This window comes from Exiguobacterium sp. s163 (assembly GCF_018617135.1).
GTDB lineage: Bacteria > Bacillota > Bacilli > Exiguobacteriales > Exiguobacteriaceae > Exiguobacterium > Exiguobacterium profundum.
This window is the reverse complement of sequence record NZ_JACSJN010000003.1, coordinates 341,783-354,319: the sequence shown is the minus strand read 5'-3', so window position 1 is coordinate 354,319 and position 12,537 is coordinate 341,783. Positions and strand designations below refer to the sequence as shown.

The 12,537-nt window shown below is 42.6% G+C and carries 9 protein-coding genes; 5 read left to right on the top strand and 4 right to left on the bottom strand.

Annotated elements, in window-relative coordinates:
- Window positions 1-21 precede the first annotated feature (21 nt).
- Window positions 22-1,362, bottom strand: coding sequence for a hypothetical protein (locus tag KNO71_RS10805; protein ID WP_214688631.1), 1,341 nt, complete (start codon window positions 1,360-1,362; stop codon window positions 22-24).
- A gap of 149 nt (window positions 1,363-1,511) precedes the next feature.
- Window positions 1,512-3,497, bottom strand: a complete 1,986-nt coding sequence (locus KNO71_RS10800) for an ATP-dependent DNA helicase RecG (protein ID WP_214688629.1) — start codon at window positions 3,495-3,497, stop codon at window positions 1,512-1,514.
- Window positions 3,498-3,751: 254 nt separating this feature from the next.
- On the opposite strand from KNO71_RS10800, the gene KNO71_RS10795 reads away from it, so the two are divergent.
- From KNO71_RS10795 to KNO71_RS10780, 4 genes are all read left to right on the top strand, one after another.
- A complete protein-coding gene (locus KNO71_RS10795; RefSeq protein ID WP_214688627.1) occupies window positions 3,752-4,600 on the top strand; it encodes a hypothetical protein in 849 nt (282 codons plus the stop codon).
- Window positions 4,601-4,880: 280 nt separating this feature from the next.
- The gene (locus KNO71_RS10790) at window positions 4,881-6,032 is read left to right on the top strand and encodes a ParM/StbA family protein (RefSeq protein ID WP_214688625.1); all 1,152 of its coding nucleotides are present in this window, start codon (window positions 4,881-4,883) and stop codon (window positions 6,030-6,032) included.
- 17 nt (window positions 6,033-6,049) lie between these two features.
- Window positions 6,050-6,688 (top strand): hypothetical protein, encoded by a 639-nt coding sequence (locus tag KNO71_RS10785; RefSeq protein ID WP_214688624.1) that lies wholly within the window; start codon window positions 6,050-6,052, stop codon window positions 6,686-6,688.
- Between the two features lie 197 nt (window positions 6,689-6,885).
- Window positions 6,886-7,419 (top strand): type II toxin-antitoxin system PemK/MazF family toxin, encoded by a 534-nt coding sequence (locus KNO71_RS10780; RefSeq protein WP_214688623.1) that lies wholly within the window; start codon window positions 6,886-6,888, stop codon window positions 7,417-7,419.
- Between the two features lie 39 nt (window positions 7,420-7,458).
- Here KNO71_RS10780 and KNO71_RS10775 read toward each other — a convergent pair whose 3' ends face one another.
- Entirely contained in the window at window positions 7,459-7,728 is a 270-nt protein-coding gene (locus tag KNO71_RS10775; RefSeq protein WP_214688622.1) for a hypothetical protein, read from the bottom strand.
- Window positions 7,729-7,953: 225 nt separating this feature from the next.
- Here KNO71_RS10775 and KNO71_RS10770 point away from each other — a divergent pair, with 225 nt between their 5' ends.
- Window positions 7,954-8,343 carry a hypothetical protein gene (locus KNO71_RS10770; protein ID WP_214688621.1) on the top strand — a complete coding sequence of 130 codons (390 nt, stop codon included), beginning with the start codon at window positions 7,954-7,956 and terminating at the stop codon, window positions 8,341-8,343.
- A gap of 298 nt (window positions 8,344-8,641) precedes the next feature.
- Here KNO71_RS10770 and dnaE read toward each other — a convergent pair whose 3' ends face one another.
- Window positions 8,642-12,448, bottom strand: coding sequence for a DNA polymerase III subunit alpha (dnaE, locus tag KNO71_RS10765; protein WP_214688620.1), 3,807 nt, complete (start codon window positions 12,446-12,448; stop codon window positions 8,642-8,644).
- Window positions 12,449-12,537: the final 89 nt, after the last annotated feature.

Genomic DNA, 12,537 nt, shown 5'->3' with positions numbered 1-12,537 from the left:
TCACTCCTCTCAAATTGCTCTTTATGAAACTTCGATGAATGATGCACGTTCATCTGGGAACAACGTATGGAAGTCTTCGTCATCCCACGGCAAAGCATTCGTTGTTTTCCACGTTGTTGACCCCACTGTATGTTCAATTCTTCTTGCAACGGTCTGTCGGGGTCTCAGTCCCAACCTCTCTCGCTCTTCGAGAGTGGCTTGTCCAGACTCGCAATCATGACGTAATACCAGGTCATTCCAAGTTCTCGTGAATACGGACTTTGGCAAACTCGACTGTGATTCTAGCTCACGCTTCGAGACGACACCCCTCTCCTGTAGTTGAATGCGGAAAGTTTCAGATAACGATTTGATTGCTCTATTTTTTTCGAACACTGGAATCGATTTCTTTCTTCCGTGTGTTCGTTGAACGTATACATCATCGTGAACCTCCTTTCCGAACAAGGAACGCACCATCTCTTTTGTTACTTGATGATAAGATATGCGTCGCTTGACCAATTCTTTCGCACGTTTTTCTGCTTTAGAAAAAACCGAAGAAAACATAGGGAAACAATAAAATGAGACATGATTATGTTTCTTTTTAAGAGCTTGATGCTTCTCTGCCTCGACCTGCATCTCAATTGGGACTTGTTTTGGCTTTTCGACAAGCCCCAAAACAGTAAACAGGTTCACCCATTGATTCAACGTAGACACCGATTTCTTCGGAAAAAAATGGTCTTTCACGTACTGAGTGGACAGAAAGAACACAGCATTGCCACCGGTTGCAAGATGTTTCCCAGAGATATGTTCTTTGGCATACATCAGAAATCGTTTCAAGACCTCAACTCCCCCACGAAGCACCATCTGTAGATTAGGCGTCTCCATAAGCGAAACATTGGAGAGCATATCGATGTTCTCTTCAATTTTTTTCTTCTCACGAACCACCCATTCATCGATACCAGTGATGGAAAAGGTCTCTTCCATGTATAGGGCAAGTTCTCGATTGGATTTATTTAAGACGATGGTCATCAAGTCAAATAAATCAAAGGCATAATAACCATGACCGTCTTTGATTTTAGAAAAGTAACGATACTCACCTTGCTCATTCTTGGATATCCATGCAAATCGCTTTGAAAAGAATGAACAAGTGAAGTATTGATTCAATCCTTGTGCATCCCGAATAAATTTTGTTAAATCAATCATTCTCATCTGTTGAATGAACGACTTCTCATGTTTCGATTGTTCGTTCTCTTCAACGAGATGTCGTAGTGAATGGAAGAGAAAGTCCATGTCGAATGATTCTTCTTTATGTGCCCAAATATTCATGCTTGCTCTTTTACGAATGGATGGGGTCATTCGTATGACGCTTTTGACACTTACTGACATGAACAATCTCCTCCTCCCTTTATTGATGCCCATCCATTTAGACTGAAGATAATTTTACCTACGAATAATTATAGAAATTATTTTGACTATAGTCAAATTTACAGGCACTTCTGATTTTAAGAATAAAAAAGTAAGTCACGTTGAGCGACCTACTTTTCCAAAACTTCAACATCTTTTCGTAACGACCGTCTATATCTGTTCCGTCGCTTCTCATCAGCAAGAATTCTTCTAATCTCTTTCCTGATTTTTTCATTCAAGCTTTCATTCGCCAAAATGAGTGAGATATACCTGTTCGCTCCGGACTGTTCATCTCCTAGAAGACTGCCTGCCCCTCGGAGCCTAAGGTCTTCCTTCGCCACTTCGAAGCCATCTTTTGCTCGACATAGCATTTCTAGCTTTTCTTTAGAAAATGGGTTCGGAGATGGTGAGACAAGGAAACAACTTGATGGTTTACTGCCTCTACCTACTCGCCCTTTTAATTGCCAGATTTGGCTAGAACCGAAACGTTCTGCATTCTCAATAACCATGACGGTTGCATTCGGGACGTTCACTCCCACTTCGATGACCGTCGTAGAAATCAATATATGCGTTTGACCGCTCTTAAAATTCCTCAAACGTGTGTTAAGGTCTTCCTCCTTCATGTTCCCCGAGATATAGTCGATGACGAATCCGTCCTGACTGAATTCTTTCTGAGTTTCTGCAAATACCTGTTCCACGCTTTTTACGTCTTCCATGCCATCATTGTCATCAATCAGTGGGCAAACGATATAAGCCTGTTCACCACGACGGACGGCATCACGAATGTTTTCATAAGGACGCTTGCTATCGGAGTGAAGAGATACGGCGACTGGCTTTCTCCCGCTTGGAAGCGTCTTAATCGTCAGGATATCAACATGTTCACCGTAAAGCGTCGTGGCGAGGCTTCTAGGAATTGGAGTTGCGGACATCGACACCATGTGTATCCCTAGCTCTACTTTCCCTCTGATGGCTTCTCTCTGCCGCACTCCGAATCGATGTTCTTCATCCACCACACAAAGTGACAGTTTGTGGAACTCGACTTCATCGTGAATGCAAGCATGAGTCCCGATTAGGATATCAATCTCTCCAGACTTCAGTTCTTTCAAGAGCGACTTCCGTTCTCGCACCTTCATCCCACCGTTTAAGAATCCGACACGGATTCCCAGAGGCTCTAACATCGTCTTTGCTTCATTATAATGTTGCATTGCCAAGACGTTCGTCGGAGCCATCAGAACAGATTGATAGCCCGACTCTGATTGACCGACCATCAGCAACAGTGCAACCATGGTCTTTCCACAGCCCACATCCCCCATGACGAGTGCATCGACCAGTTGACCGTCCCTCATTTTGCGAGTGATGGCACGCAACACTTCCCGCTGTCCTTCTGTCAACGAGAATGGAAGTTGATTCAGCAATGACGTTGTCTTGTCAAACCCAAGGATGGGATACGGATTTTCCTTTCTATCGTGAGCGCCTCGACTCAACAAGTGAAAGTTGTATTCAAACAGCTCGTCAAAAAGACTCCGTTTCATACTTTCCTCAAGATGACTCATATCTTTCGGCTGATGCAATCCTCTTACACCACGATGCAACGGGACGATTCCGAACTCCCTCAGAAGGACAGGTTCCAGGTAGTCATCCTTAGAATGGAGAGATAACCCAGTCAATATCGCCTTCTTCAGATAATCATCAGACATCCCTTTTATCTTCTTGTAAACTGGTTGAATCCCCAAGATAGATTCTCTGTTCAATCCCCAAACCAATGGGGAGATGAAATATTTCCCGAACTTCTTCTCAACTTTTCCACCGATATACAGCATGTCTTCGGTTTGAATCTGAGATTTCAGATATGGCTGACCGAAGAATGTCACAAAACCGATATCGCTACTGAGCTCGTCTTTCAATCTAAAAGTAACACCATTCTTAATCGGCTTTACTTCCGACACTATTCCTCCGAACAATCCTGGTGTGTCTCCGCCTTCACTGAACCTCAGTTGTTTCGAGAAGTCATAATATTTTCGTGGCAAATACCGTATCAGGTCTTCGACCGTCTCGATTTGGTTTTTCTTAAGTTGATTGGTTTTTGCTGTGGGAAACCCTAGTGTTTCAATTTTCATAATCAACCACCTCTCAATAACTTTATTATATCATGTATTTTTTGACTATTGTATAAATAAAATATGTTTTGTTCTATCCATCAATAACAACATCTACTCATGCATAGCATGGAAGAAAAACGATACATTATATTTGATGAGAGGACGTGAGAACAATGAATTTCTTCAAACGACTTAAACTATGGCTTATGAGAGATAAAAATGTTAAGAAAAAAGACAACAAATACCCGTATGTCAAAATAGAAAATGGAGAGGTGGTCTATGTTTTCGAAAACGAAGAACCTGAAAAAGTGTCACAAGTGGAAGAGGAACATCCACCTGACCCGGATGAGGTACCGTCTTCACCATCGCCAAAATGGTTTAGAATTGTATTGGTATTACTTCTTATCGCCATGATACCGTTGACTTATAAAATGTATCGAGAGGTCGCCATTCAGTCAAAAGAGGAGATAGTACTTCAAGAAATTTACGCTAGTAAAGCGACGCCATCCTCCGTAGAAAAAGACTCGGACAAAAAACCGGATGAAGCAAACACAGTCGATGAGAAGTCCTCTGATGAGGAATCCTCTACTGCCGACAAAATCATTCAAGCCGCAAATGATTGGAAGGATGATTTAAAAGGCTCATTCACATCCGGTGACAAAGGGAAGCCACAATCAGGACTCACCTCTAAACCTCAGAATGATGAGATGTTGATGAAGATTCGTCTTGAAGATGAGAATGCGACAATCTTCCTACAACAAGTCCGTGACATCTCTATCTTGTACATCCAAGGAGAGACTTCCAGAGGACAATACCTACTTCGATTGCAATCCATGGAATTGAAGTTGAATCGTTATGGCGAACGAGTTCAGGTGTTGAAGAACTCGGATAGCGTCAAACATCAAGACTACATCGAGTACATTCTTTTGAAAAAGAATGCGGTATCCGAACTGATTAACGAACTTCAGTCAGCTCCTACGAGCGATGTGGCTCAAATTTTCAACAATGCTGTTGACTTCCACAATGAACTATCAGCCGAATCGGATGAACTATTTATAGAAAAATTGAAACAAATGGGATACAAGACTTCTATCAAAGAAGGGACAATTTCATATCAATAAAAGAAGCAGACAAAAATCTGCTTTTTCTTATTGATGAATATTCCCGCTATAAAATGTCGAGAAATGTCATAAATGTTTAAACCATGACACATAAAAGGTTTTTATGTCCTTATGTGACTACAATTTTGTTACATTTCGTCATTTTACATTGCTCTTTTTATATGACTACCGTAAAATGATACTTACGAAAGACCTTTGATACATAAAAATCGATTCAATCATCAGGACTCTTCAAAGGTCTGAGCAATAATGGACGTTAATATTAGAGGAGGAATTCGAGATGTCAAAACTCAGTAGAGGCGATTTTGTAGTCGTTGACCCAGGTAAGCACGAGGTCAAGGGTATGGTATTTACACGAACGGGAACAGTAAAAGGCGTGTTCTCATTCCCATCTAAAAGCAAACGAGTACCGAGCTTCAACAACCATGAAAGCTCGTCACCAAAACAATTCAAACTTGTATCAAACAACCGATTCCATCTTGTCGGTGAAGGGGTTCAAGCAGAATATAATGCGGACATCTCTAAAACGAACGAACATCATAAACTATGCGTTTACACGAGTGTTGCGGCTTTGGTCGGAAACAAAGAAGAACCAGTGAACCTTGTCATCGGTTCTCCTACAAACGACTTCGTTGCTTCAGAGAACATTGAGCGTTATAAAGAGTTAATCCTCGGGAATGAAGATGGGGTTATCTCATTGGGTCTGAACCAAGAAGACAAGTCGTTCGCTATCAATCGACTAGAAGTTTATCCGGAGGGTATGGCTGTACTACCTCGCACGCTCAAACAGCATACTAGTCAAATCCACGTCGTTGACATCGGTGGTCAGAACGTCAACTACCGTAAATATGACGAAAAAGGAAACACGCTTCAATACTTCAGCTTGGATTATGCGGGGATGAACCGTCTTGAACAGCATTTGAAGAGTGAACTACGCTTCGTCTTAACAAGTCAATATTTTGACATTGACAGCATTGACTGGAACCGTGCCATCTCTGAGCGTAAAATCCCGCAATTGGATGAGCTACTTGAGTCTGGGTCTACACTTTCTGGTTTCTCTGACTCAGAGGACTTCATGCAAGAGACCGTCAACACCTTCATTCGTGAGCAAATTATAGATGCCCTCGTTCGTAAGAGTGTCTACCTCAATCAACGTGGACATGCCATTCTCTTCACAGGCGGTGGTTCGCTCCGTCTTGAATCTTACTTGAACGAAGTCTTGACTTCGAATGCGGAAAACTTTGAAATCTCAAAAACTGCTAAATGGGACAACTGCATCAGCTATGCGATTCGTTACTTGACTCAAGTGGAATCTGATAAGTCAGTCGTTACGAAGGCGGTCGTCAAGATTATTAAAGCCGTTAAATCTGTAGATTTCGAAGAGAACTACAACATCATGGAAGAAGAAGACGAAGAGTTGACAATCGGATAAAGGAGCGTGATGTAAAAATGGCTAGAAATTCATTTAACGTCTCGCTTCAGAAAAAGCACAACCGAATCGTCCTTAGCCCATTGATTGAGAAATGTGAAACTGAGGGTGGTGTCATCTCAGATGTCATTGTGGATTATGTCGAGAAGGCACTCGATTATGAAAAGAGAATGGGTTTGAACAAGGTTATGCAGACCTACAAAATCATTCAAAGCATGGTCGGGGCGCAGTATCCTGCTGACACTCCACAACACGCAGAAGCGGTTGAAAATGTTTTGAAGCGAGTCATTCGTATCGACGGAGAAGAACTCTCTAATTTCTTGAGTGACCCAACCGGTTATGTTGGAATGGAATCTTCCACTCCGTTGCAACAATTGGCACCACTCCCTGCATCGAAACCGACTCAATCGTTCGAACAACCTTCTACTAGAGAAGAAATTCGTTACCCTGCAACAGAAGAGACTGCATCTTCAAAGGATGCGTCCTCTGTGGACGAAGAAGAGGAACGTATCGAACGGGCACGACGCCAACGTGCAGAGGCAAGACGAAGAAAGCAAGAAGAAGAGGAACGAAAACAACAGACACCTGAGACAAATAGTAATGAGAATGATGAAATAGACGAATCCTCATTAAATGTTGGTGCGCTGTTCAATATGTAATTTATATTTAGAGGGGAATCAAGTACCTGCACTCAGAGCGTCGTCACTAGGCGCCGCTTGGAATGCATACTTTCGAATCCCCTCTTATTTTTTTGATATACTTTGCATAGGATACAGCATAAACAATTCAAAATAGTAGTGTGAATAACACAATCTTTTAAATGTGAACAAATAATAGATATCTAGGAGTGAAAACTATGGAAAACTTTTTGAATAATGCATCAAAGTCGGATTACGATGCTTGGCTAAATAAAATTGAAAAATATACGAACAAGGAAAAGACTATGGTCGAATTCCCGAAACGAGGAGATATTTGGACATTGGATTTCGGTCATGGTATCGGTAGCGAGATGCTTGGAATTCGTCCGGTCGTCGTCTTATCATCTAGTCTGACGAATGAAAAGAGCAACACGTTGCTTGTTCTTCCAATCGCTAGGGGTGCTGAAAATCCCGATGATGACATGCCGTTCCATCTTCATATCACCCCCGACATTCTTGCATGGGGGGCAAACAAGGTTGACGGCATTATCAAAACGGAAAGCATCTATACCAAATCACGTGGACGTATCGGAAAGCGCATCGGTCGCTTGAATGATGAAGGTATCGATAAGGTGACCGAACTGGTATCGAAAGTGCTGTATATTCGAGAGCCGATTTCACCTGCAGAAGATTTACAGAAAGTATTTGAACGCCAGGCACGACGTCGTGGCGAAACAACGAATGAAATGTAAGTAAAAATCACAAAAGCAGATGGATTATCCATCTGCTTTTTATAATTTTTCTTCATCCATTTTGCGTGAAGAGTCAGGGATATGAAGCATCAAGCGGTCAATCTCCACATCTTCATAATCAATGATATCTTTTCGTTTCCCCTTCAGGACAATCTTTATGGTAGCCGTTGTATCATCAACAAAGCCATGTAGTGTTCCATATGCGTACTCTTTAAAATTGCCATCCATCAAATACATCCAATAGACTCGGTCTCCAATTTTAAACTGATGTTTCACTTTTGTCTCACGTGGCTCTAAACAAGTTACCATAACTTCAATTCCTCCCGGATTCTCTGTAATATTTGACTATCCTCACAACGTTCGTTCTTTTGTATAACCTAATATTATCCCCTTTTTTGACTATTGTCAAACTTTATTTTTAAAATCTGTCAAAAAATCATAGAACGCCGATACAGTGTTTATCTGTCCTCTTCGCTCATAGAATACCCATATTCAAACTTTTAAATTTAGTTAGAAAGGAAGTGTCGGTTCGATATGAATATTGAGGACAAAGAAAGTACAGGCGTCAATGAGACTGAAAGTCGAAGTAATCTGGAATTGAAAGTCGTTCAGACTCAAAAGTCTAAGAAGTCGATTTTGGATGGGGGTGAGATGCCTTTACAAGAAGAGGACGACCAACCGCTCCGAATGAAAGATATGGTCAAGATAACCATGACACTCATCTTAGGATATATGTTATTTGCTATCGTCCCTACTCTTATTCTGATGAAGGCTTTCGACCTAGGATTTTGGTTGTCATCTGGCATCACATTCATTCTAGCGATTTTCCTCACTCTCGGACTTGGCTTGCACAAGCCTGCAAGCCCTGAACAATTGGCGAAACGTGACATGTACAAGAAGAATAAAGGGCGGGCATTCAAGTAAAAAGACGACATTCACTGTCGTCTTTTATTTTGAATATCACGAAGCTGACTCTTACAAGCGCTAATCTCCTCTAATCTCCTCAATGACCCGAACGTCCACTTTTCCAACCTTTCTATATCCATCGACAAGTTGTTTTCTGTCATAGGTCTTTCCCCTACCTCTTCTAAATAACTTAAAGTTACCTGTACACGATTTAATATCATGTTGAATGAAGGTTTCGTATACCATCTCTTCAATTTCTGCATATCATGCCTCCTCTCTATATCATCAATTCAAAAGGGGCGGAAGCCCCCTTTGATTAATAACGAACTTCGACGCTCTTCTTTCCTAGCAGTTCTTGCAATTTGATGACCGTAGACATCCTAGTGTTTCCAAGAATAGCCTTCCCTTGTCTCGTGCTATATTCCTTCCCTCCCATCACAATCGTGACAGGAGTGTGATTTTTCTGCTTCGACTCCACGAAGATTTTTGTTGCTTCCGTGAATTCTTTTCTTGCTTGGGATTGGTCTGCGTTTAGATACAAGACCAGTTGTGACACATCTTGTGGGGACATCAGCTCTTCCATCGTTTCGATAGAGTTCACGATGAACTGTGTACCGAATTCGCTCGTGTCGATTTTTCCATAGAACGCAAGGACGGCTCCATTTTTCAAATGGTGTACATTTTGAGAATAGGTGGTCGGGAACAGAATCGCTTTCACACTTGCCGAAACATCCTCGATGACGATGTTTGCCATCAGTTGATGCGATTTAGTCTCTTTCACCTCCAACTCTTGTACAACGCCAGAAATCCGAACCATTTCTCCGTCAAAAGCACTTTCAAACAGAATTTCTTCTTCAAGACCATCTTCTGACTCGATTGCATTCGGTAGTATCTGTTGAATACTATAGAAATTCTTAATTTCTGGGTTCTTGAAGACTGCCTCATATTCATCCAATGGGTGACCAGACACATAGAATCCGGTATATTCCCGTTCTTTCTCTAAACGAGCCTTCTCTGTCATCTCACGTGCATTTGACAAGGTAAAGAAGTGGTCATAAATCGGTCGGAACAGTGAAGACGAGAATAATGACTTCGTTCCATTTTCTTTGTCCGATTTTGAAATACTAGCAATGCCGGTAAAGACATCAATCATGTCTAACTTTTCCAAACGTGTACCTGGGAACAAGTCGAAAGCCCCCGCATAGATAAGTGCCTCGATTCGCCGTTTTGTGATACCTGCTGAAGCGGACATCCGCTCGATAAAGTTGAAAAGACTCGTGAACAATCCATTTTCACTTCGCTCACGAATAATCATTTCCCCATAAGAACCCATATTTCGAATCCCGCCGAATCCGAAACGAATAGATTTGCCATCCACTGAGAAATCCTGCATCGAACGATTGACGTCCGGTGATAGAACGGATACCCCACGGTTCTTACATACAGTCATGAACTGTTTAATTCGGTCTGCTTTTGAGAGGAACGAGTTCAATGTCGCTGTCAGGTATTCGACAGGGAAGTAATGACTCAACCAAGCAGAACGAATAGCAATGTCACTATATCCCACTGCGTGACTCTTGTTGAAGGCATATAGACCGAACTTCTTCATCCGCTCCCAAAGATTGCGAGCCAAAGCCTCATCCACGCCGTTTGCGATAGCACCTGCAATCGCTTTTTCCTCATTCCCATGAAGGAAGTACTCTCCGTACATGTTCAGTAACGCTTCAATCTTTTTCCCCATCGCCTTTCGCACACCGTCAGCATCACCTTTTGAGAATCCTGCCAATTGACGAACGATGTGCATGACCTGTTCCTGATAAACGATAACGTTGTATGTCGGTTTCAAAATATCTTCTAGCTCAGGGATATCATAATGAATCCCATCTGGGGTCAACATGTTCTTGACGTAGTTTGGAATTTCATCCATCGGACCCGGGCGGTAAAGTGAGATGCCCGCCACCAAACGCTCGAACAATTGAATGCCTTCCTCTTCTGTCCCCTTCATATTCTGGATGTCCTGATAAAGTTGCCCCATCAGCCCTGTCATCCCCGAGGACTCCAACTGGAATACCCCTGCGGTATGTCCCTTTGAGATAAAGTCATACACATTGTGGTCTCCGATTGGAATATCATCGAGATTAAGAGGGTCATTCACATCTCGTTTCGTCTCATTGATATACTTCAACGCACGTTCGAACACGCCCATCGTCCGCAATCCGAGGAAGTCCATCTTCAAAATCCCCATCTCTTCACATTCGCCCATCGTAAACTGCGTCACCGTGTCACGAGTTTTCGTCTTGCTGTTGTTGAGCGTGACGAGCGGGATGTAATCAGAAACGGCACTTGGAGAAATCAACACCGCACAAGCATGTTGAGACAATGTCCGTGGCAAACCTTCCAGTCGAATCCCAAAGTCAACGACCTTTTTCACATTGTCATCCGAATTGTAAAGACGCTTGAATTCAGGCGAAAGTCTCAATACGTTTGTCAACGTAACTTTAACGTTCTCACCATTCTGTTCAAGTTTAGTTGGTACAAGCTTCGCAATCTTATCCCCAAACTGAGTTGGTTGCCCCATGACACGAGCCACGTCACGAACGACACTTTTCGCCTTCATGCGACCGAAAGTGATGACGCCCGCCACCGCCTCATGACCATATTTTTCACGCACATAGTCGATGACTTCTTCACGTCGTGTATCCGAGAAGTCGATATCGATGTCCGGCATCGAGATACGGTCTGGATTCAAGAATCGCTCGAACAGCAATCCGAATGGAATCGGGTCAATGTTTGTAATCCCGAGGCAATACGTGAGCAATGAACCACAAGCCGACCCACGTCCGGGACCTACTGGGATATCCTTGCTTCTTGCGTAGGACACAAAGTCTTCAACAATCAAGAAGTAACCTGGGAATCCCATCTTCTTGACGGTTTCAAGCTCAAATTCAATACGTTCATGATACTCAGAACTATTGAATGCCTCTTTACCTTTGAAGCGATTCTCAAAGCCTTTCATCACTAGATGACGGAGATAGACATTCTCATCTTCGAATCCTTCAGGTAAAGGGAAATGTGGCATATAGACATTCCCTGTGTCCATCACTGGATGCAAAGACTCTGCAAGGTCTAACGTATTATCCAAGACATCCGGCACGTCCTTGAAACGCTGAACCATTTCTTCCGAGGTGTGAATGTGATAGCCATCCCCATCAAACTTCCAACGATATGGGTCATCCAATGTACTCTTTGTTCCGATACAGAGATGAATGTCATGAACATCCTTGTCTTCGATGTTGGTCATGTGACTGTCGGTTGTTGCCACAACCTTGAGTCCGAACTCTTTGGCAAGAACAAAGACCCCATCTTCAACTACTTTCTCTTCCTCAAGTCCATGTCGTTGAATCTCTAGGAAATAGTTTTCTTTTCCGAAAATGTCAATCATGCCTTGAATAAGGCTACGTGCTTTGTCCATCTGACCACGGATAATTGCACGAGGAATCTCACCTTGGATGCAAGCGGATAAACAGACGACACCCTCACTGTGCTTCTCCATGTCCTCCCATGTGATTTGAGGCTTGGAGTTGAAGTTGTGATAGCCGTTAGAAGTCATTTTGAAAAGATTTTTCACCCCTGTCGCATTCTTTGCGAGCAGGACGATGTGATGTGACTTTTCTTCCTTATCACGGGAATAGTGATAAGCCTCGAAGCCAATCAATGGCTTCTTCCCGACCTTCTTCATCGCTTTATAGAACTCCAATGACCCGAACATATTCCCATGGTCTGTCACTGCGATAGCCCATTCTGCTTTCTTGACGATATCTGACACTCGACTGATGCAGTCAAGAATCGAATATTCACTATGACCATGCAGGTTGACATAGCGAACGACCTTCAATAACCCATTCTCTGCAATGGCATAGAAACGGTTTCTATTTTTAAAGAGGTGACGTTCATTCTCATAAAATCCACATCCAGGCAACGTATCAATCGTCTCCCAATCTGAATCTTCCGACTCTACACCTTTCTTCTTCATCTGACGAACATCCACGTTCCCGCTCTCGTTCAAGACGAGCAAAAGACGTTCTTTATCTTCGACTTTATCGTTCGTGTAGTTTAGTACCAATCCAACCGACTCCTTCCAGTTTGTATCCCGTATTCTCTGATACGATTATACTAAATTTTTTTGACTATAGTCAAATTAGTGACGATGCA